Origin of the sequence: Novosphingobium acidiphilum DSM 19966, from assembly GCF_000429005.1 — a bacterium.
GTDB classification, from domain to species: Bacteria; Pseudomonadota; Alphaproteobacteria; order Sphingomonadales; family Sphingomonadaceae; genus Novosphingobium; species Novosphingobium acidiphilum.
In genome coordinates this window covers 26,808-46,414 of sequence record NZ_AUBA01000020.1, presented here as the reverse complement: position 1 = coordinate 46,414, position 19,607 = coordinate 26,808, and the positions used below count along the sequence as shown (strand labels likewise).

General features: G+C 64.8%; 21 protein-coding genes. 13 read left to right on the top strand and 8 right to left on the bottom strand.

The window, feature by feature from the left end:
- Positions 1-118 precede the first annotated feature (118 nt).
- Positions 119-2,329, bottom strand: a complete 2,211-nt coding sequence (locus tag G404_RS0115205; RefSeq protein WP_245584552.1) for an LPS-assembly protein LptD — start codon at positions 2,327-2,329, stop codon at positions 119-121.
- A 214-nt stretch (positions 2,330-2,543) separates the two neighbouring features.
- Between G404_RS0115205 and G404_RS0115200 the strand changes: the two genes are divergently transcribed.
- The 5 genes from G404_RS0115200 (at position 2,544) to G404_RS0115180 (ending at position 5,425) form a co-directional block, all read left to right on the top strand.
- Positions 2,544-4,001 (top strand): leucyl aminopeptidase, encoded by a 1,458-nt coding sequence (locus G404_RS0115200; RefSeq protein ID WP_028641846.1) that lies wholly within the window; start codon positions 2,544-2,546, stop codon positions 3,999-4,001.
- Positions 4,001-4,153 carry a DUF2256 domain-containing protein gene (locus tag G404_RS20140; RefSeq protein WP_084601368.1) on the top strand — a complete coding sequence of 51 codons (153 nt, stop codon included), beginning with the start codon at positions 4,001-4,003 and terminating at the stop codon, positions 4,151-4,153. Before G404_RS0115200 ends, G404_RS20140 begins: the two co-directional genes overlap by 1 nt.
- On the top strand, positions 4,144-4,578 hold the full coding sequence (locus tag G404_RS0115190; protein ID WP_028641845.1) for a DNA polymerase III subunit chi: 435 nt from the start codon (positions 4,144-4,146) through the stop codon (positions 4,576-4,578). Before G404_RS20140 ends, G404_RS0115190 begins: the two co-directional genes overlap by 10 nt.
- Before the next feature lie 101 nt (positions 4,579-4,679).
- The gene (gene ndk / locus G404_RS0115185; protein WP_028641844.1) at positions 4,680-5,102 is read left to right on the top strand and encodes a nucleoside-diphosphate kinase; all 423 of its coding nucleotides are present in this window, start codon (positions 4,680-4,682) and stop codon (positions 5,100-5,102) included.
- Between the two features lie 83 nt (positions 5,103-5,185).
- On the top strand, positions 5,186-5,425 hold the full coding sequence (locus G404_RS0115180) for a reeler domain-containing protein (protein WP_028641843.1): 240 nt from the start codon (positions 5,186-5,188) through the stop codon (positions 5,423-5,425).
- A 16-nt stretch (positions 5,426-5,441) separates the two neighbouring features.
- Here the strand turns inward: G404_RS0115180 and G404_RS0115175 are convergent, their stop codons facing one another.
- From G404_RS0115175 to purM, 3 genes are read right to left on the bottom strand one after another with little or no spacing between them, the layout of a single operon-like run.
- Positions 5,442-6,584: an MFS transporter gene (locus G404_RS0115175; protein WP_028641842.1), complete on the bottom strand. Its 1,143-nt coding sequence runs from the start codon at positions 6,582-6,584 to the stop codon at positions 5,442-5,444.
- A complete protein-coding gene (gene purN / locus G404_RS0115170) occupies positions 6,581-7,531 on the bottom strand; it encodes a phosphoribosylglycinamide formyltransferase (RefSeq protein ID WP_028641841.1) in 951 nt (316 codons plus the stop codon). Before purN ends, G404_RS0115175 begins: the two co-directional genes overlap by 4 nt.
- A complete protein-coding gene (purM, locus tag G404_RS0115165) occupies positions 7,524-8,630 on the bottom strand; it encodes a phosphoribosylformylglycinamidine cyclo-ligase (protein ID WP_028641840.1) in 1,107 nt (368 codons plus the stop codon). Before purM ends, purN begins: the two co-directional genes overlap by 8 nt.
- Before the next feature lie 111 nt (positions 8,631-8,741).
- On the opposite strand from purM, the gene G404_RS0115160 reads away from it, so the two are divergent.
- From G404_RS0115160 to G404_RS20405, 4 genes are all read left to right on the top strand, one after another.
- Positions 8,742-10,001, top strand: a complete 1,260-nt coding sequence (locus G404_RS0115160) for a heavy-metal-associated domain-containing protein (RefSeq protein WP_342663724.1) — start codon at positions 8,742-8,744, stop codon at positions 9,999-10,001.
- An 11-nt stretch (positions 10,002-10,012) separates the two neighbouring features.
- Entirely contained in the window at positions 10,013-10,636 is a 624-nt protein-coding gene (locus tag G404_RS0115155; RefSeq protein ID WP_028641838.1) for an HdaA/DnaA family protein, read from the top strand.
- Between the two features lie 145 nt (positions 10,637-10,781).
- Entirely contained in the window at positions 10,782-11,111 is a 330-nt protein-coding gene (locus G404_RS0115150) for a DUF2794 domain-containing protein (protein WP_028641837.1), read from the top strand.
- Between the two features lie 73 nt (positions 11,112-11,184).
- Entirely contained in the window at positions 11,185-11,691 is a 507-nt protein-coding gene (locus G404_RS20405; protein WP_156906320.1) for a hypothetical protein, read from the top strand.
- A 128-nt stretch (positions 11,692-11,819) separates the two neighbouring features.
- On the opposite strand, the gene G404_RS0115145 is transcribed toward G404_RS20405, so the two are convergent.
- From G404_RS0115145 to G404_RS0115135, 3 genes are all read right to left on the bottom strand, one after another.
- A complete protein-coding gene (locus tag G404_RS0115145; RefSeq protein ID WP_028641836.1) occupies positions 11,820-12,728 on the bottom strand; it encodes an SDR family NAD(P)-dependent oxidoreductase in 909 nt (302 codons plus the stop codon).
- An 80-nt stretch (positions 12,729-12,808) separates the two neighbouring features.
- Positions 12,809-13,909, bottom strand: a complete 1,101-nt coding sequence (locus G404_RS0115140) for a branched-chain amino acid aminotransferase (RefSeq protein ID WP_028641835.1) — start codon at positions 13,907-13,909, stop codon at positions 12,809-12,811.
- A 460-nt stretch (positions 13,910-14,369) separates the two neighbouring features.
- On the bottom strand, positions 14,370-14,993 hold the full coding sequence (locus tag G404_RS0115135) for a hypothetical protein (protein ID WP_028641834.1): 624 nt from the start codon (positions 14,991-14,993) through the stop codon (positions 14,370-14,372).
- Between the two features lie 25 nt (positions 14,994-15,018).
- Here G404_RS0115135 and G404_RS0115130 point away from each other — a divergent pair, with 25 nt between their 5' ends.
- The 3 genes from G404_RS0115130 (at position 15,019) to G404_RS0115120 (ending at position 16,800) form a co-directional block, all read left to right on the top strand.
- A complete protein-coding gene (locus tag G404_RS0115130) occupies positions 15,019-15,801 on the top strand; it encodes a TlyA family RNA methyltransferase (protein WP_028641833.1) in 783 nt (260 codons plus the stop codon).
- A gap of 123 nt (positions 15,802-15,924) precedes the next feature.
- Positions 15,925-16,479 carry a TspO/MBR family protein gene (locus G404_RS0115125; protein ID WP_028641832.1) on the top strand — a complete coding sequence of 185 codons (555 nt, stop codon included), beginning with the start codon at positions 15,925-15,927 and terminating at the stop codon, positions 16,477-16,479.
- 69 nt (positions 16,480-16,548) lie between these two features.
- A complete protein-coding gene (locus tag G404_RS0115120; protein WP_028641831.1) occupies positions 16,549-16,800 on the top strand; it encodes an accessory factor UbiK family protein in 252 nt (83 codons plus the stop codon).
- A 4-nt stretch (positions 16,801-16,804) separates the two neighbouring features.
- On the opposite strand, the gene G404_RS0115115 is transcribed toward G404_RS0115120, so the two are convergent.
- Positions 16,805-18,013: a trans-sulfuration enzyme family protein gene (locus G404_RS0115115; protein ID WP_028641830.1), complete on the bottom strand. Its 1,209-nt coding sequence runs from the start codon at positions 18,011-18,013 to the stop codon at positions 16,805-16,807.
- A 198-nt stretch (positions 18,014-18,211) separates the two neighbouring features.
- Here G404_RS0115115 and G404_RS0115110 point away from each other — a divergent pair, with 198 nt between their 5' ends.
- Positions 18,212-19,546, top strand: a complete 1,335-nt coding sequence (locus tag G404_RS0115110; RefSeq protein ID WP_245584551.1) for a phospholipid carrier-dependent glycosyltransferase — start codon at positions 18,212-18,214, stop codon at positions 19,544-19,546.
- The last annotated feature ends 61 nt before the right edge of the window (positions 19,547-19,607 follow it).

The following is a 19,607-nucleotide window of genomic DNA, read 5'->3' as shown; positions in this document are numbered from 1 at the left end:
CCTGGACTGCGCCGGATCATGTCAAATCCGGCTTAACCAGGGCTGAGCGTCGAGGGTCGATAGCGCCTTTGACGCAGCGAGGGAAGTTTTCCCGAACCAAAAAGCACCGCCGGCCCGCTTACCGCGTGCCGATGTTGCGCAGCGACAGCGTGATCGAATAGGCGTTGCCAGCCACCGCATCGCCCGCCGAGACATAGTTGCGCTGCCAGGTGAATGACAGGTCCAGGCAGCCATCGGTATAGGCCAGACCCAACCTGTGCCGGATCATCTGGAACCCGTCGCCGCCGGTGATCGGGTCATCGCCCTTGGTGGTCAGGTTGACCACCGCCGACCCGAACATCGACCAGTAATGCGCAAATGCGGCGCGCGCCGATACACGCAGTTCCTTGCTGTCCTGCAGATCTTCGTAGGTCAGGGGAATGCTGCGGTTGAGCGCAATATAGCCGACTTCGAGATAGGTGCGATGGTCGCCGATGGTGGCGTCGAATTCGTTGCGGCGCAGTTGCAGCGTGTCCTTGTCCAGCTGAAACCGCTCGGTCAGCTGGACAATATCGCGAAATCGCACTTCCGCCCGGCCGACCACGTCCGACAGATGCGCGGCCAGGCCGGTGCCGTCGGGCACAAGGCTGGATTGATCGGTGGTGCGATACGACTGGCCGATCGATGCCGAAGCGTGCCAGCCCGGCCGATCAAGCCGCCAGTCCAGGCCATACGTCACGCGCAACCCGTCCTCGACACGGTCATAGCCGGGATAGCGGTTCAGCGCGAAGATGTTGTCGTCTTCAAGTTCGACCGCGCGCGAATCCTCGTTGGGGATGGCAAAATTGCGGATATGCGGGGTGGCGACGATCTGCACTTCGGGGGTCAGCACTTGCGTGCCGCCCAGCGCCTGCCCGATCAGCGGCCATTTCAGATCCGCGGCAACCGTGGCCAGCCCGCGTGCCTGCCACCCCGGCATGCCTTCGTAGGTGGTGTTGGTTGAAAGGCCGTTTTCGCTGCTGTGATACACATCGCCCCGCACCAGCGCGGTCAATGTCAGTTCCTGCCCGCCGGCGGTGATCGTGTGCAGATCCCATTGCGCGCGGGCAAAGGCGCGTTGCGTGTCCTGCTGGTCGGTGCGGGTCAGCGCCAGCGAATTGGCTTCGACTTCCAGCTTTCCGCCGATTCCGGGCACGTCGAACCGCTGCCGGTAATCGATGCTGGGCAGGGCAAAGGGTTGTTGGCGCGGCACATCGTTGACGCCGATGGCCTGCACGGCCCAGCCGGCAAAGCTGAAATAGCTGTCCTGCGACACATGTTCGAGATCGATGGTCGAACGCAGCCGAGTGTCGGGCGACAGGTTGTAGCGCAACAGGAACGTGCGGTCCGACACATAGCGTGCCGCGCCGGTCAGGCTCCAGTCGTTGCCCAACTGCTGCACGCCGTTGGCCTCGATATACCCGCGCAAGGTAAAGTTGCCGGTGGCGTCGGATACCAGCGCGCCGCTCGAATCGGTCGTTTCGTTGGTCTGCCGGCTGTACGTCAGATAGCCGTTGACCTGAAACGCGCCCTTGTCGGTCAACTGGCGATACCGCGCCTCGACCATCGGCAGGGTGCCGGTAAACAGCGTGCCCGTTACGGCCAGATCACGGTTGTCAGCCAGGCGCCAATAATAGGTGTTGGCAATTTCAAAGCCGTTGGCCGACGAAGACCCGAAGGTGGGGATCAGCAACCCCGACACGGCATGGAAATCGGACGCATGCGCCAGCCCCGGCAGCGGCAGCAGCGGCACGCCGAAAATGCGCAATTTGGCGCCGTAATAGCGCACCATCTTGGTGTCTGGGTTATAGGCCACGCGCACCGCGGTCAGTTCCCAGCTGGGTCGTTTCGGACAGCCGGCGTCGTCCACCACTTCGCAGCCGCTGTAGACCGCCTGGTGCAGCACGACATGGCCTGCGGCATCGCGCTCGCTCGACTGTGCGGCCATGCGCCCGCCTTCGCGCAGCACAAGCAGCAGATCCTGCGTTGCGCCGGCCTTGAATTCGTCGGTCAGGTCGATGTGATCGGTATAGAGCACATCGCCGTCTTCATCGACAAAGCGCGCGTTGCCGGTGGCGACGATAGTGCCGGTGGTGCGGTTCCACACCAGCTTGTCGGCGCGCAACGATCGCGCATCGCGCCGCATCACCACGTTGCCGGTTGCCGTCACCAGGTCGGCATCGTTTTCATACGTCACCGTATCGGCGGCAAACCGCACCAGATCACTCTGGGCCGGGGCGGACGATGCGGCGGTCGATTCGGGTGCCGTGGTTGTCTGGGCGGGTGCGCTGGCCGGATCGGCGAATGCCACCTGCGAAACAGGCAAAACACCGCCAATGCCCGCAAGGGCAAGCAGGGCCGTGGTCTGGAGCGCCTGCAAGCGCACGAAAAAGGCTTGGCGCGGAGGCCGCGTCAGGGGTCGCATCCGCTTGCCTATCGCACCGGCGCGCCTTAACTGCAAACCCACAATTTATGGTTCTGTCCGCTCGGCATGTCGGGCACGGCACCGATCAGGAGCGTTATTGATGACCATCGTTTTTGCCTCGTCCGGTGATACCCGCCCCCGTCTGGTCGCCCGGCTGGTTGCCGAAGGCAGCCTGCCCGCCGATCTGGCCGCACCGGTGCGCGAAGCCGCCGCCGCCAGCCGCTTCACCGGCAAAACGGGCCAGGTGTTCGAAGCCTTCACCCACGATGCCGGCGGATTGACCCGGCTGGCGCTGGCCGGCATCGGCAAGGCCACCGGCACCGACCGGCTGGCCGCGCTCGAGCGCGCCGGCGGTGCGCTGGTCGCAAAATACCTGACCTCTGGCGAAACCGTGCTGGGGATCGATTTTGCCGGGTCTGCGCTGACCGCCGCAGAGGCCGCAGCGGTCCTGCTGGGCGCGCGTCTGCGCGGCTGGCGTTATGACATCTACAAGACCAAGCTGACCGACGACCAGAAAGTGTCGCTGGAAACCGTCGTGGCAATCGGCGCGCCTGAAGGCAGTGACAGCGCCTGGACGATCGAGGCGGCGTTGGCCGAAGGCATCGAATTCACCCGCGAACTGGTCACCGAGCCCGCCAACGTGATCTATCCGGCAAGCTTTGTCGAACGCTGCGTGGCGCGTTTTGCCGGCACCGGTGTCGAGATCGTGGTGCTCGACAAGGCCGCGCTGGAAGACCTGGGCATGGGTGCGCTGCTGGGCGTGGCGCAAGGTTCGGTGCGCGAGGCACGCGTGCTGGCGCTGCGCTGGAAGGGCCGTGCCGGCGCACGCCCGACCGCATTTGTCGGCAAGGGGGTCACTTTTGACACCGGCGGCATCTCGATCAAGCCGGCCGGCGGCATGGAAGACATGAAATGGGACATGGGCGGCGCGGGCGCCGTGGCGGGCACGCTGCTGGCGCTGGCGCTGCGCAAGGCCGAGGCCGACGTGATCGGCGTGGTCGGCCTGGTTGAAAACATGCCCGACGGCAATGCCCAGCGGCCGGGCGATGTCGTAACCAGCCTGTCGGGCCAGACCGTCGAAGTGATCAACACCGATGCCGAAGGGCGGCTGGTGCTGTGCGATGTGCTGACCTGGGTGCAGCGGACTTATGCGCCCGCGACGATCGTCGATCTGGCCACGCTGACCGGCGCGATCATGATCTCGCTCGGCCACGAATATGCCGGGATGTTCGCCAACGACGATCTGCTGGCCAGCCAGCTTGATGCGGCGGGCAAAGTCAGCGGTGACAAGCTGTGGCGGATGCCGCTGGGCCCGACGTATGACAAACTGATCGACAGCGCGATTGCCGACATGAAGAATGTCGGCCCGCGGTTTGGCGGATCGATCACCGCGGCGCAGTTCCTGCAACGCTATATCAACGACGGCGTGGCCTGGGCGCATCTCGATATCGCCGGCACGGTGTGGGCCGACAAGCCGGGCGCGACCCACGACAAGGGCGCAACCGGGTTCGGCGTGCGCCTGCTCGACCGCTATGTGCGCGACGTGCTGGAAAGCTGATGCCAAAGATGCGGCGCAAGGCTGATCTGCCCAGCAAGCTTTGCGCCGCCTGCGGCTTGCCGTTCACCTGGCGCAAGAAGTGGGAACGCGACTGGGACAACGTGCGCTACTGTTCCGACCGGTGCCGCGGGCAGGGCGCGCGATGCGCGTAGATTTCTATCAACTGACGCGCGACCCGGCCGAACTGGTGCTGCCGCTGCTGGCGCGCAGCACGCTGGGTGCGGGCGAGCGTTTGCTGGTGGTATCCGACGATGCCGCACAGCTCGACCGGATCAGCGCGGCGCTGTGGCAGCGTGTGCCAGATGGATTTCTGGCGCATGGCCATGCCGGCACCGTGCACGATGCGCGTCAGCCGATCCTGCTGGCCAGCGCGCCTGAACCCGCCAATGGCGCGCGGTATGTTGCGCTGGCTGATGGCCAGTGGCGCGAAACCCAGGGCATGACGCGCGCGTTCCTGCTGTTTCCCCCCGACCGTATCGACGATGCGCGCGGGACCTGGCGCATGCTGGGCCAGCGCGAAGGGGTCGAACGCCATTACTGGCGGCAGGACGGGGGCAAATGGATCGAGGGGCCCTGATCGGCCGTCTTGCGATTAGGGGCTTTCCCGGCTAGGGGCGCGGCCAAGGGCCGACCCCCGGGCCGGACCCGCGCACGAATTTTACAACAAGGATCCATACCATGGCGGTTACCCGCACCTTTTCGATCATCAAGCCCGACGCCACGCGTCGCAACCTGACCGGCGCGGTGACGGCCAAGCTTGAAGAAGCAGGCCTGCGCGTGGTCGCGTCGAAGCGTCTGCACCTGAGCCGCGCCCAGGCCGAAGGCTTTTACGCGGTCCATGCCGAACGTCCGTTCTTCAACGACCTGGTCGAATTCATGATCTCGGGCCCGGTCGTGGTCCAGGTTCTGGAAGGCGAAGACGCGGTCAAGCGCAACCGCGACGTGATGGGCGCGACCAACCCGGCCAACGCCGATGCCGGCACGATCCGCAAGGAATTTGCCGAATCGATCGAAGCCAACACCGTGCACGGTTCGGATTCGGAAGAGAACGCCGCGATCGAAATCGCCTATTTCTTCAAGCCCGAAGAAATCGTCGGCTGATCGCTGCGCCGGCATCGAACCACGAAGGGGCCCCTTGCGGGCCCCTTTTTGTTGGATAGACTGACGGCTGGAGGTGTGTGGCGATGATGGGCATGGGCGGGGGCGATTGCCCGTTTGCATTCAATTTCGACGAAGCGACGTTCAAACCCGGCGATGTGGTCAGCTATCGCGTGACTGGCAGCCTGGACGGCATGCCGTTTGTCGGCACGCTGATCGAAGTTCATGATGACCATGTGATCCTGCTGCCCGATCCCAACGACAATACCGTCCGCTATCGCGGCACCCGCGAAAGCCGTCCGGTGGTGGCGGAATCCGAGATCTGACCCGTGATCGGTGCGATCAGGCGGGCCGTGCGTACCACCGTGCCAGCATCACCGTGACGGTCGCCACCCCCGCCAGCCCGGCCAGGATCGGCCAGGTATAACTGGTGCCCAGCGCCAGCGCGCCCGCCGCAAGCATGCAGGCCAGCGCGCAGCCCAGGTCCCACCCGGCCTCGGTCGCCATGGCAAATCGCAGCGGGCAGGCCGACCGGCGCGCCATCGCGTAAAGCGGCGCCAGCAGCGCGACCTGGGTAATCGGCGTAACCACCGCGCCAAGCGCAGTGGCGGCAACGGCGGCGACCGGATGGCGCCAGGCAATCGCCTTGGCCAGCACCGCCAGGCCGGCACAGCCATAGGCCAGCGGCACCATCGCGCGCCCCTGGCCCGCATCGATCCGGCGCCCGACCAGCAGGCTGGCGCCTGCAGCGCACGCACCCGACAGCGCCAGCGTGCCGCCAAACGCACCGAACCGTTCGCCCAGCGACACGAACAGCGCCAGATTCCACACGACATTGACCGCGCCCGAATGCAGCCCTTCGGCGCAGTAGAGCGGGCGGGCAAAACGGATCAGCGCGCGATCGACCGTGGCCTGCGCCGCCACGCGCACGTCAGGCGCGCGCAGCAGCGGCCAGGCTGCGGCCAACTGGATCGCTGCGATCAGCGCAAAGCCTGCGACCGGCCCCATGCGATCATGGATCAACCCGCCAATCACCGGCGCGACGATCGCCACCCCGGCGGTGGCCGCCTGTTGCAGGCTGACCTGGCGTCCGCGCGTCGCCCCTTGCGCAATCGCGGCGTTGTAGGCGTGCCAGGCGGTCCAGTACAGCACGCTGCCAAGGCCCATCGCCAGGACATAGGCCAGCATCCAGCCATCGGCGCGCGTGACAAAGCCCAACAGGACATAGCCGGCCGCGCGGATGACAATCCCCAACACGACCACGCGTTTCAAACCGCGCCCCACGGCCAACGGCAACACGATCGCGCGCATCGCAAAGCGCGTCATGACCAGCGCGGCAAAGGCCGCCAGCGCCAGCGGTTGCGACACCCCTTGCGCCACCAGAAACGCGGTCATGAACAGGCCGCCGATGTTTTCAGCAAACGATTGCAGCGCGCTGTGCACGGTTATCGCCCGCAACGGGCTGGGCGTGACCGGCTCGGTCATTCGCCGATCAGTGCTGCCAGACGACGCGGTGCAATGGCCAGCCAGCTGCGTTGCAGCCACTGGGCAATCTCATCCCAATCAGGTTCGGCGTGATCGAGCCGCATCGCGATCCAGTCATCGCCAAAATAGGCCGGGCGATAGAACCGTTCGTCATCGCGCTCGATCAACGCGTCCTGCTCGTCCACGCCGCTGATCTTGACCAGCAGCGCAACGCGCCCATCGCCATGATGGTTGCTGGCGACATAGGCGAACTTCTTGCCCTTGATCACGCCAAAGCTGGCCATGCCGTGGCTGATCGCCTGATCGGTCTGGGGGAGCGCCAGCGCACGTTGCGCCACCTGAGCGGTCAGCCAGCCGGGTGACCGGGCCCGGCCGACCAGATCGGCCAGGCACCGGGCATAAAGCTGGTGTTCGGCAAACAGCACCCGCGCGGCCAGTGTTTCGGCGTTGTCGCCCGGCAGGATCGCGACCGGGATCTGTCCCAGCACCGGCCCCTGGTCGAGTTCGGGGGTCACCAGGTGCACGGTGCATCCGCCGTGGCTGTCGCCTGCGGCAATTGCCCGGGCATGCGTGTCCAGCCCGGTGTATCGGGGCAGCAGGCTGGGATGGATATTGACCATGCGGTCGCGCCAGCGCGTGACGAAATCTTCGCCCAGTATGCGCATATATCCCGCCATCGCGATGAAACGCGCGCCCGCATCCAGCACCGCCGCCTCCATCGCGGCGTCATGATCGGCGCGGGCCATGCCCTTGTGCGGCAGGGCAAAGGTCGCAATGCCTTCGGCCGCGGCCAGTTTCAGCCCGCCCGCAGCCGGATTGTTCGACGCGACCAGCACGATGTCATAAGGACAGTCGGGCAGCCGGCTGGCATAGAGCAGCGCCGCCATGTTGGTGCCGCCGCCCGACAGCAGCACGGCAACCGGAACGCGGGGCCGCCGCTCAGGCACAGTGCGTGGCCACCCACGCCTCGCGCGCGGACCAGGTTTCGGCACTGCCGGTTACGGTGCAGCCGCGTTCGCCCGCCACGATCGTGCCGATGGTGAACACGGCTTCACCCGCTGCGGTCAGATCGGCCGCCAGCGCTGTGGCCTGCTCGGGCGCCACCGCCAGCACCATGCCCACGCCGCAGTTGAACGTGCGCGCCATTTCCTCGGGCTCGATATGGCCCTGGGCCTGCAGGAATGCCATCAGCCGGGGCTGTTCCCAGGCATCGGCGTCGATCTGCGCGTGCAGACCCCCGGGCAACACGCGTGGCACGTTTTCGAGCAGGCCACCGCCGGTGATATGCGCCAGCGCATGGATGCGCCCGGCGCGGATGAATGGCAGCAGCGTCTTTACATAGATCCGCGTCGGCTCGATCAGATGCTCGATCAGCAGGCGTTCGTTGTCGAACAGCGCCGGACGGTCCATTTTCCAGCCCTTGTCGGCGGCCAGGCGGCGCACCAGCGAATAGCCGTTGGAATGCACCCCCGACGAAGCCAGGCCCAGCAGCACGTCGCCTTCGGCCACGGCATCGCCGGTCAACTGTTCGCCGCGTTCGACCGCGCCCACGCAAAAGCCCGCCAGATCATAGTCGCCGGGCGCATACATCCCGGGCATTTCGGCGGTTTCACCACCGATCAGCGCGCATCCGGCGATGCGGCAGCCTTCGGCGATGCCCGCGATCACGCGTTCGGCGACGCCGTTGTCCAGCTTGCCCGTCGCGAAATAATCCAGAAAGAACAGCGGTTCGGCCCCCTGCACGATCAGATCGTTGACGCACATCGCCACCAGATCGATGCCGATCGCATCGTGGCGGTCGTGATCGATCGCCAATTTGACCTTGGTGCCCACACCGTCGTTACCCGCCACCAGCAGCGGATCCTTGTACCCGGCCGCGCGCAAGTCGAAAAACCCGCCGAAGCCGCCCAGCTCGGCATCGGCGCCCGGGCGTGCGGTGGCGCGGGCCAGTGGGCCTATGGCTTTGACCAGCGCATTGCCCGCGGCGATGTTCACACCGGCCTGGGCATAGCTGTAACGGTCGGATTTGGGGTTTTCGTTTGACATGGCGGCACCCCCTATCGCTTTCCCGCTTGGATTTCCACACGCCTTTGGGCAAAAGCGCCCGCGTTATCCTTTGTCCTGTTTGCGAGCGCGCTGCGCCGTATCGGAGTTCGCTTGGCCCTCTTGAGCCTGTTTTCGACACAATGGCGTCATCGCCGCCTCGCGCTGGCGGGTGCGGGGCTGCTCGTGCTGGGTATTGGCGGTGCGGTGGTGTGGGCCCAGATCGAGGGCGATCGCGGGATCGCACCGGTGGCCAGCACCGGCGATTTCGAAGTGACCGGGATCGACGTCAACACCACCGGCAAGGACGCCGAAGACGCGCGCGCCACCGGCTGGCGCACCGCAACGCGGCTGGCCTGGCAAAAACTGTGGACCCAGCGTGGCCCCGGCGGTGCCGCGCCCGCGCTTGACGATGGCACGCTGTCGGGGATGGTGTCGGCGATCGCGGTCGAACATGAAGATATCGGACCGCACCGCTATATCGCGCGGCTGGGGCTGGTGTTCGATCGCGCGCGTGCGGCGGGGTACCTGGGGCTGCAAGGCGGCGGGGTGCGCTCTGCACCGCTGCTCGTGGTGCCCTTGCTGTACCAGGGGGGCGTGGCCAGCGTGTTCGAAACGCGCACGCCCTGGCAAAAGGCCTGGGCCGATTTCCACACCGGCGAAAGCGTGATCGATTATGTGCGGCCTGCCGGCGGCGGGGCCGATGGCCTGCTGATCAATGCCGGCCAGGTCGGCCGACGCAGCCGCAACTGGTGGCGCACGATTCTCGATCAATATGGCGCCGAAGATGTGGTGATCCCGATTGCCCGGCTGGAACGGCAATGGCCGGGTGGCCCGATCAAGGGCACGTTCACCGCGCGCCATGGCCCCGACAACCAGTTCCTGGGCAGTTTCGAATTGACCGCCGACAGCGAAGACAAGCTGCCGGCGATGTTGACCGACGCGGTCAGGCGAATCGATGCGATCTATGCCCAGGCGCTGGCCGCCGGACAGCTCAACCCCGATCCGTCGCTCAACAGCGGGCCGCAGATCGACGCGAAACTGATTGCCGCACTGGTCGACAAATTGCCCCCGCCGCAAGGCGGTGCGCGCGCCAGCGGTCCAGCAGCGGCGACGCCCGGCGCGGCCACGGCCGCGGGCACGGTGATCCAGGTGCAATTTGCCAGCCCCGATGCGGGCGCAGTCGATGCCGCACAAGCGGCGCTGCGCGCGGTGCCGGGCGTGGTATCGGCCAATACCAGTTCGCTGGCGCTGGGCGGGGTTTCGGTGATGCGCGTGGCCTATGCGGGCGAGATTGAAACGCTGGCGGCGGGTCTGCGCGCACAAGGCTGGAAAGTCACCCAAGGGGCCGGTGCGCTGAGCATCCGGCGCTGAGCGTGCACGCCATGTCGCAGATTGCGCTTCCCCTTGAATTGCCGGGTTCGGCTGAAACGATTGTTGGCGGACCCTCGCTCTATCCGGTGTTTGCCGCCCTGCAGGCGAGCGAGACCTGGCCGTATCGCACCGCCGTGCTCAGCGGCCCGGCGCGCAGCGGCAAAAGCCTGCTGGCGCGCTGGTTCGGTGCAAGCGGTGCGGGCGATGCGATCGACGATGCCGACCGCATTGACGAAGTCGATCTGTTCCACCGCTGGAACCGCGCGCAGGCGCAGGGCCATGCGCTGCTTGTCGTGGCGGCAGAGCCGGTGGCGCTGGCCGGGCAGAACAGCGGCTGGCACATTGCGCTGCCAGATCTCGCCTCGCGGCTTGGCGCGGCCTTGCCCTTGCCGATCGGCGCGCCCGATGATGATCTGCTGCGCGCGCTGATCGGTGAACAGGCGCGGCGGCGCGGGCTGGTGGTGGGCGATGCAGTGCTTGACTGGCTGATGCCGCGCATCGAACGCAGCCACGCCGCGGCAGAGGTGCTGGTGGGCACGCTGGATCGCCTGTCGCTGGAACGCAAGGCGCCGGTTACCCTGGCGCTGGCCCGCGATGCGCTGGCAGGCGGCACCTGGCAGCCAAGGCTGTTGTGACGTTGCCCGCTTTGCGAAACACCGCCCGTGTTGTGGGGGGTGGGCGATCATGGCATGGTCAGCCGATGATGGCCGGTTTCAAGGAGATGCGCGGGTGGCAGGGTTGAGCGGGGGCAACGACGGGCCAGGGTCCGCAGGTGGCACGGTGCTGGCCTTTCCGCGCGCCGGCTCGGTGCAAGTGGCGTTCGATCGCGCCGAGCTGATGCGCATTCTCGACCTTTACGGCCGCATGGTCGCAGCCGGGCTGTGGCGCGATTATGCGATCGGGTTCGATCGCGACGCCGCCAGCTTCAGCGCCTACAAACGCACCGCCGAACGTCCGAGCGCACGCGTGGAAAAACGCCCGTCCCTGCGCGCCAAGCAAGGCATGTGGGCACTGTACGGAGAGGCGGGGCAAGTGTTGAAACGCGGGCACGATCTGGCGGGCGTGCTGTCGCCGCTGGAACGCAAGTTGATGAAAGTGGTGGACGGCTAATATTTTCGATTGGCGAACGTCTCGATCATAATCATTGTGCCTTCATACAATCTCGTTTTGTTCGGAGATGTCGATGAACCTGATTTACAGAGCTGCTATCGGTTTTTTGATGACCGGGGGGCTGGTCGGATGTTCAAAAGGGTTTGCTATTCCGGGTACGGCGGCATCGCCCGAGACAAGTGCATTGGCAACTGAAGCAACATTCAGGATTTCGGCTGACCTGTCTGGTATAAAACGAGAGAGGACGCATTTCGGAACTTTGCCGGACTCGGTCACAATTACGTTGCCATATCTCTTCAAATATCAAGGGTCCGAAAAGAAATCAGATCCGCAAGTCCTTATTGCAAATGTTACAAAAAACGTTGGCGGAAAATTTGAAAGTAAAAACGATGGAGCAGTAATTGCGATCGTAGATGGAGTCGGTAAATACAACTGTGACCACTACTTTGGCAATATAGCTCGAGAAAAAGACGACTCGGAAGTTCCTGATGTTCAGTGTACTTTCGACATTTTGGGTGCCATGCCTTTGAAGGCGGTCACTGTTTCTGTAGCCGACCAGGGCCAGAAGGCGAAAAACTGATATTTGTTACATGAGCGCCCTGTGCTCCATTTGCAACTTGCCGAAGCATGATCGATGCGCAAAGCACTAGCCTAGGGCGGGTTGCGAACCTGCCCTAGGCCCTAAGGCGATAATCGTTTTGAAGGAGGTCAGCGCTTCATCGCGGCCTGCATGGCGGCGAGGATGGCCTGGCTCTGTTCGGAACCCGACTGCGGCACAAAATCGCCGGTGCGGTCGCTGATCCGGCCCCAGTTGGCGGCAAAGCCTTCGACCGTGCGGTCGGCTTCGCCCAGGATTACCGGCGGGTTCATGGTGACGAATGCGCTGTGGTATGCGCCGGCGCCGGCGCCGACGATGGCATTGCTGGGCGCATCTTCAGACACCAGATAAAGCGCTGCGGGCACCACGTTTTCGGGTGCGAACAGCTTGAACGCCTCTTGCGGAAAGATGTCTTCGGTCATGCGCGTGGCGGCGACCGGGGCCAGCGTGTTGACGCGCACGTTGTATTTGGCGCCTTCAAGGTACAGGGTCTTGGTCAGGCCGGCCAGGCCCAGCTTGGCCGCGCCATAATTGGCCTGCCCGAAATTGCCGAACAGCCCGGTCGACGATGCGGTCATCAGGATGCGGCCATAGTTCTGGTCGCGCATCAGATCCCACACCGCTTTTGTTGCATTGGCGGAACCCAGCAGATGGACTTTGACCACCAGATCGAAATCGGCCGGCTCCATCTTGGTAAAGCTTTTGTCGCGCAGGATCCCGGCATTGTTGATGAGCACATGCACGCCGCCCCAGGTCTCTTTTGCCTTGGCCACAAGCGCCTGCATCTGTTCGAATTCGGTAACCGAACTGCCGTCGGCGATTGCTTCACCACCCGCGGCGCGGATTTCCTCGACCACGTCGGCGGCCGCATCCGACGCACCGCTGCCATCGCGCGCGGCGCCCAGATCATTCACCACCACTTTGGCCCCGCGGCGTGCCAGTTCCAGCGCGTAGGCGCGGCCCAGGCCGCCGCCTGCCCCGGTTACGATGGCCACCCGGCCCTCGAACGAAATGCTCATCGTGGCTGTCCTCCGAACACGCTTAAGCGCGTGTTTAATGCAGCGCGCGATGCCATGACGAAAACCGGTTTGCAACCACCTCAGGCGATGCGGTGGACCCAGCCGTGGGTGTCGGCCTGTTCGCCGCGCTGGATGCCGACCAGTCGCTGGCGCAGTTTCTGGGTCAGTTGCCCGGGACCGCCGCTGCCGATCACGAATTCCCCATGCCCGTCGGCCACTTTGCCGACCGGGGTGACGACGGCTGCGGTGCCGCAGGCAAAGGTTTCAAGCAGTTTGCCGCTTGCCGCGTCGTCGCGCCACTGGTCGAGCGCATAGCGTTCCTCGCGCACCGTCAGGCCTTCTTCGCGGGCCAGCGCGATCAGGCTGTCGCGGGTGATGCCGGGCAGGATCGTGCCCGCCAGCGGCGGGGTAACGATCGATCCGTCGGCCATCACGAAAAACAGGTTCATCCCGCCCAGTTCCTCGATCCAGCGGTGTTCGGCCGCGTCGAGGAACAGCACCTGATCGTGCCCGCGCGAAAAGGCCTCGGCCGTGGGCACCAGGCTTGCGGCATAGTTGCCGCCGCATTTGGCAGCGCCGGTGCCGCCGGGTGCCGCGCGGGTATATTCGCTGACCCAGATCGACACCGCAGGCGCGCCCGACTTGAAATAATTGCCCGCGGGGCTGGCGATCACCATGAACTTGTAGGCGCGCGACGGGCGCACGCCCAGAAACGCCTCGGACGCGAACATGAACGGCCGCAGATAGATCGAGCCGCCCTCGACAGTGGGAAACCAGCCGCTGTCGGCCAGGACCTGCTGGCGCACCGCCTCGACGAACAGGTCTTCGGGCAGTTCGGGCATCGCCAGCCGCCGGGCCGAAGCGTTGAAGCGCGCGGCGTTGGCGTGGGGCCGGAACAGCGCGATGCCGCCATCGCCGGTGCGATAGGCCTTCATCCCTTCGAAGATTTCCTGTGCATAATGCAGCACCGCCGCCGCCGGATCGAGCGCGATCGGACCATAGGGCACCACGCGTGCATCGTGCCAGCCCTGGCCCGCGTCATAGTCGATTTCGACCATGTGATCGGTGAACGCGGTGCCGAAACCGGGGTTGGCCAGAATCGCGTCGCGTTCGTGACCGGGCCGCGGAGCGGGATGGGCATGCCGGGCAAAGCCGGGCAGGGTGGTGGCGGCAGACGCCATGAAACCAGGTCCTTCTTATGGGGCGGCAGGCATGCCGGCAGGGCCGGATTTGCCCGAATTGCCGATCACATTGCGCCGTATTGTACTATTATTGCGCAGATTGCAATGGGTTTGAAATAAATGTGAAGGGCCGCCTTCCCCAAGGGAAAGCGGCCCTTCGCATGGTCAGCGGCAGGAAGTGCCGCCCACGAAGCCTTTATCGCGACTTGCTGCCAATCAGCGATAATGCCTCGCGCTGCGGATTTCCGACCTCTGTGCTGAACCATGAGACATCGGATCACCTCCTTTCGCGCTGTTGAGCCAATTCGCCGTCGGGACTTTGGTGCGCCCCTTCGACTGGACCGTGCCAGGCGTTACGCCCGCTGCGATCTTGATTCGAAAATGATTCATTGGCGGGCGAACAACAAGTCTTGATCTAAAAAAAATTGTCGTCAGAATCCGCCGTTCCGGTTGGCGGTTTTCAGCCGCGGCAATCTTCCACCACACGACCCACTTCGGCCCAGCTCGGCAGGATCACCGGGGCCATGCCGGTGATGGTGACGCGGAACCGGCCGCGACTGAACGCCATGGCATCGAGTATGCGATCGCCCGCCGGCAGCGCGATCGTCAGCATGGTCTGCCCATCGATCGTGCCCGGTTTGGCGGTGGCCGCCCCGGTGCTTGTCGAGGTGGTGATCGATGCCGCGCGCGCGCCCGGGTACTGGGCCGCCTGGGCATCGATCGGCACTGCCAGACGCACCTGGCCATCCGCGCGATCGCATTGCAGCACGGCCACGGGCGGCTGGCCATCGGCTCCGAACCGTGCCGCACTGCCACTGGCATGTCCTGACCAGACCCAGTTGCCTGCCGGCATCGGTGCATCGCGCCAATCGGTGCCCGGGGCGGTGGCACGGGGTGCCGGCGGCACAGCCGGGCGGGGTGCCGATGGCGTGCGCGGGGGCAACGGGGCGGTCACCGCCACGGGTGCCTGATGCGTCGGTTGGCGCTCGGTCGCGCGCGGCACGGCGCCGTCGCAGGCCGACAGTGCCAGCGTTGCGGCAAGCGGCAGAAAAGCGGTCGGTGCAAACGCGCGGTTGATTGTCATGGCGCTTGTATGGAAGAGACCGGCGATGAGCTCAACCCGTGAACCCGCCGCCGCGCACAAACCTGGCCCCAAACTACGGCTTGACCAGTTGCTGGTCGAACGCGGCCTGGTGGAAAGCCGCGCGCGGGCACAGTCGCTGATCCTGGCGGGGCTGGTCTACCTGGGCGAAGCCAAGCTGGCCAAGGCCGGACAACAGGTTGCCGCCGATGCCGATGTGACAGTGCGCGGGCGTGATCACCCCTGGGTGTCGCGCGGCGGGATCAAGCTGGCGCATGCGCTGGCCCATTTCGCGCTTGATCCTTCGGGTGCGGTGGCCATGGATATCGGCAGTTCCACCGGGGGCTTTACCGACGTTTTGCTGCACCACGGCGCCACCCATGTGTTTGCCGTCGATTCGGGCACCAACCAGCTGGCGTGGAAACTGCGCACCGATCCGCGTGTGACCGTGCTGGAACAGACCAGCGCGCGCGTGCTGACCGACCATCACATGGCCAAGGCGGGCGTAGCGCCCGCCACCTGGGTGGTGTGCGATGCCAGCTTCATTGCCTTGCGCAAAGTGCTGGAGGTGCCGCTGGCGCTGGCCGCGCGGCCCACGCGGCTGGTGGCGCTGATCAAGCCGCAGTTCGAAGTCGGGCGCGGCGAAGTGGGCAAGGGTGGGGTGGTGCGCGATCCCGTGCTGCACGCGCGGGTGTGCGACGATGTGCGCGACTGGCTGGTCGCAGAAGGCTGGCAGGTCGACGGAATTGTCGAAAGTCCGATCACCGGACCCGAAGGCAATGTCGAGTTCCTGATCTCGGCTGTCCGGTAATGGAGCGATCCGGACCAAACGCAGCGTTGCCATAACGCAACAGCCCGGCCACTATCGCGCCCGAATCGCGTTTTTGTGCCACGGAAAATGGTCCGGGTGCAGGCGACCGACCTGTCAGGTGCCATGCAACAGATTGCCTCGACTGCCCAGCTTCGTGCCAGCATTGCCCGCTGGGCGCTGTTTACCGTGCCTTTGTGCCTTGGCCTTGGTTTCCTGTCCGCCAGCGCTGCGGGCAGCGTGCCCGACAACCCGTGGTTTGCCATGCTCGACAAACCGGCGCTTTATCCGCCGCCGTTGGTCTTTCCGATCGTGTGGAGCATCCTGTACGTGATGATGGGTGTTGCGCTGGCGCTGATCGCGGCGGCGCGCGGTGCGCGCGGGCGGGGGCTGGCGGTGGGTGCCTTTGCTGCGCAACTGGCGCTGAACCTGGCGTGGAGCCCGGTGTTTTTTGCAGGACACCGGCTGACCGTGGCGCTGGGCATCATTGTCGCGCTGATCGTGGTGCTGGGGGTGACCATCGCGCTGACCTGGCGCGTGCGGCGCATGGCGGCGGCGTTGTTGCTGCCCTATCTGGTGTGGGTGTGTTTTGCCTCGTTGCTCAATCTGCAATTCCTGCAGATGAACGCTGCTTTGGACGGTGCCGACGGATCGGGCCCGGCGGTCAGGGTGCAGATCTAAATAGCCCCTTGCCGACAAAGCGGTTCGTGCCCATCTAGCGCACGAACATCACTGACAGGGCCCACTCCGATGCAAAGCGAAAACCCGCTGATTGCCGATTTCGTCAAGCTGCTGAACAGCGCTGCCGGCACCGTTGCCGGGCTTGGCCGCGAAGCGGGCGAAACGATGCGCGAACGCGCCAAAGGCGCGTTTGGCGGGCTCGATTTCGTCAGCCGCGAGGAATTTGACGCGGTCAAGGACCTGGCCGCCAGCGCGCGTGAGGAAATCGAGACGCTGAAGGCGCGCATCGCCGATCTGGAAAATGCCGCCCGGCCCGACTGAGCGGTTACAACCCGATGGCGCACAGCGCCTGATCCAGATCGTCGATCACGTCCTGCGGGTCTTCCAGGCCGACATTCAGCCGCAGCATGTTTTCGCCCACGCCCATGTCGGCGCGGGTTTCCGGCCCGACACCGTGATGCGTTGACGAGGCCGGGTGGCACATCAGCGATCGCGAATCGCCGATGTTGTTCGAAATATCGATCAGTTGCAGCGCGTCGAGCAGGCCGTGGGCCTCGGCGCGCCCACCATCGAGTTCCAGCGACAGGATCGATCCGCCCGCCTTCATCTGCTTGATCGCCAGCGCATGCTGGGGGTGGCTGGCAAGAAAGGGATAGCGTACGCGCGGCACGCGGCCTTCGAGAAAAGTCGCCACTTGCAGCGCATTTTCGCTCTGCCGGAAAATCCGCAGGTCCAGCGTTTCCAGCCCTTTCAACACCACCCAGGCGTTGAACGGGGCGATGTTGGGCCCGGTGTTGCGTTGAAACGGCAGCAGCGTGTTGTTGATGAAATCGTCGGACCCGCACACCGCGCCGGCCAGCACGCGACCCTGGCCATCCATCATCTTGGTCGCCGAATAGGCAACCACATCGGCGCCAAAGGCCATCGGTTTCTGCAACGCGCTGGTGGCAAAGGCGTTGTCGACCACGGTCACGATGCCGTGCTGGCGCGCCAGCGAGCAGATGAATTCCAGATCGACCACATCCATTGTCGGATTGGCCGGGCTTTCGAAGAAGAACACTTTGGTATTGGGCCTGATCGCGGCTTCCCACGCGGCGTTGTCATTGGCATCGATCGTTGTGCCGGTAATGCCGAACCGCGGCAGCAGGTGGTCGACCAGCCAGCGGCACGATCCGAACGCCGCCTTGGCGGCAACGACGTGATCGCCCGCAGACAATTGGCACAGCAGCGCGGTGGTCATTGCCGCCATGCCGCTGGCCTGCGCGCGACAGGCCTCTGCCCCTTCGAGCAGCGCAATGCGTTCTTCGAGCATCTGCACGGTCGGGTTCTGCAGGCGGGAATAGGTCATCCCGTCTTCTTCGCCGGCAAACCGCGCCGCCACGGTTGCCGCATTGTCATAGGTATAGCCCGACGTCAGAAACAGCGCCTCGCTCGTTTCGCCCATTTCCGAACGCCAGGTGCCGCCACGAACAGCCTGGGTTGCGGGGCGCCAGTGGCGCGTGATCGAGCGGTCCTGTCCGGTGGTGCGTTTCATGGGGGCTGCCCATAATCGAATTGGTTCGCGCGCGGTAGAGTTTGATCGAAAATTTGCGTGGCGCGAATTTTGACCTTGCCGTGCAAGGTTTGGACAGGACCAGCCGGAGACAGGTCATGGGCTACCAATGCGCGGCGGTTTGGCCTATGGGCGCTGCCAGCAATGCCGATACCCGCCTTTCTTCGTGCCCCTGTGCGGGTGCTGTCTGCGCCATTCCAGCGGCCCGATCCGCTGGTTGCGACGCTGTTGATCGTTGCCGCATTCTTTGTGCTGGGGCTGTGCCGGATCGGCATCCCGTCAAAGATGATGTTCGATGAAATCCACTATGTGCCGGCGGCGCGGCGGCTGATCGAATTGACCCGGCGGTTGAATCCCGAACATCCGCTGCTGGGCAAGGAAATGATCGCCATCGGCATGCGGCTGTTTGGCGACAACACCTTTGGCTGGCGTTTCCCCAATCTGGTGCTGGGCAGCATCGGGCTGTGGGCCGGCGCACGCGCGATGTGGTGGTCATCGGGATCGCGGCGGGTGTCGCTGCTGTTTGCATTTTTGCTGGCGACCGATTTCATCTGGTTCATCCTGTCGCGGATCGCCATGCTCGACATGGCGATGGCTGCCACGCTGGCGCTGGGCCTGTGGCAATGGTCGCTGTCCGTGCGGCCGCATTTCGCCGATCGCCGTGGCGGTCGGCGGCATCTGATCCTGGCGGGCCTGTTTTTCGGCCTGTCGCTGGGCGGCAAATGGAACGGGGCGCCGTTGATGGTGGTGCCGGGCCTGCTGTTTGCGTGGCAGCGCGCGGTGGCGCTCGATCTGCCGGGTTTATCCCGCCCACGGCACTGGCGCGCGGCGCCGCGCGCGATCGCGCGCTGGCTGTTCGCCACGCGCGCCGGGCCGGTGCGCGGGGTTTGCCTGGCAGAAGCGGCTCTATGGCTGGGGTTGTGGCCGGCACTGATCTATCTGGCCACGTTTGCCCCGGCGTTTTTCTACAATGTGCAGCCGATGACGCTGGGCGGCCTGTTGCCGTGGCAGCAATACATGCTGAAATTGCAGGACAGCGTGGTCAAACCGCATCGCTATATGAGCCATTGGTGGCAATGGATCCTGAATTTGCGCCCGATCTGGTTCCTGTATGAACATATCGATGGTGCCCAGCGCGGTATTCTGATGATCGGCAATCCGTTTTCGATGCTTGCCGGATTGCCCGCGCTGGCCTGGTGCGCGTGGAAAGGGTGGAAAGGCGATGCCCTGTCCGCGCTGATTGTTGTGCTTTATGTGCTCAGCCTGATTTTCTGGGCGATCAACGGCAAGCCTGTGCAGTTCTATTACCATTATGAACTGGCCGCCTGTTTCCTGATGGCGGCGCTGGCGCTGATGCTGGGCCGATGGTGGGACGGCGGTCTGAAATGGCCCGGGCGCAGCGTGGTGCTGGTTACCGCGATGGTGTTCATCGGGTTTTACCCGATCATCTCGGGCGGGCCCCTGCCAGGCAAGAAGGGCTATCTCGACTATACCTGGCTGAACAGCTGGCGCTGAGACGGGCATGAAAAAAGGGGGCCGATCGGGCCCCCTTTCGTCAATCACCAGGCCGCGCGGG

What these genes read in the sequence shown, in the direction of transcription:
- purM (WP_028641840.1), bottom strand. Translation starts at nt 8,630, where the DNA reads ATGTCAAACGAAAACCCCAAATCCGACCGTTACAGCTATGCCCAGGCC.
- G404_RS0115175 (WP_028641842.1), bottom strand. Translation starts at nt 6,584, where the DNA reads ATGACCGAGCCGGTCACGCCCAGCCCGTTGCGGGCGATAACCGTGCAC.
- G404_RS20405 (WP_156906320.1), top strand. Translation starts at nt 11,185, where the DNA reads ATGAACCTGATTTACAGAGCTGCTATCGGTTTTTTGATGACCGGGGGG.
- G404_RS0115115 (WP_028641830.1), bottom strand. Translation starts at nt 18,013, where the DNA reads ATGAAACGCACCACCGGACAGGACCGCTCGATCACGCGCCACTGGCGC.
- G404_RS0115140 (WP_028641835.1), bottom strand. Translation starts at nt 13,909, where the DNA reads ATGGCGTCTGCCGCCACCACCCTGCCCGGCTTTGCCCGGCATGCCCAT.
- G404_RS0115180 (WP_028641843.1), top strand. Translation starts at nt 5,186, where the DNA reads ATGATGGGCATGGGCGGGGGCGATTGCCCGTTTGCATTCAATTTCGAC.
- G404_RS0115135 (WP_028641834.1), bottom strand. Translation starts at nt 14,993, where the DNA reads ATGACAATCAACCGCGCGTTTGCACCGACCGCTTTTCTGCCGCTTGCC.
- G404_RS0115155 (WP_028641838.1), top strand. Translation starts at nt 10,013, where the DNA reads ATGTCGCAGATTGCGCTTCCCCTTGAATTGCCGGGTTCGGCTGAAACG.
- G404_RS0115125 (WP_028641832.1), top strand. Translation starts at nt 15,925, where the DNA reads ATGCAACAGATTGCCTCGACTGCCCAGCTTCGTGCCAGCATTGCCCGC.
- G404_RS0115130 (WP_028641833.1), top strand. Translation starts at nt 15,019, where the DNA reads ATGAGCTCAACCCGTGAACCCGCCGCCGCGCACAAACCTGGCCCCAAA.
- G404_RS0115200 (WP_028641846.1), top strand. Translation starts at nt 2,544, where the DNA reads ATGACCATCGTTTTTGCCTCGTCCGGTGATACCCGCCCCCGTCTGGTC.
- G404_RS0115145 (WP_028641836.1), bottom strand. Translation starts at nt 12,728, where the DNA reads ATGAGCATTTCGTTCGAGGGCCGGGTGGCCATCGTAACCGGGGCAGGC.
- G404_RS0115120 (WP_028641831.1), top strand. Translation starts at nt 16,549, where the DNA reads ATGCAAAGCGAAAACCCGCTGATTGCCGATTTCGTCAAGCTGCTGAAC.
- ndk (WP_028641844.1), top strand. Translation starts at nt 4,680, where the DNA reads ATGGCGGTTACCCGCACCTTTTCGATCATCAAGCCCGACGCCACGCGT.
- G404_RS20140 (WP_084601368.1), top strand. Translation starts at nt 4,001, where the DNA reads ATGCCAAAGATGCGGCGCAAGGCTGATCTGCCCAGCAAGCTTTGCGCC.
- G404_RS0115190 (WP_028641845.1), top strand. Translation starts at nt 4,144, where the DNA reads ATGCGCGTAGATTTCTATCAACTGACGCGCGACCCGGCCGAACTGGTG.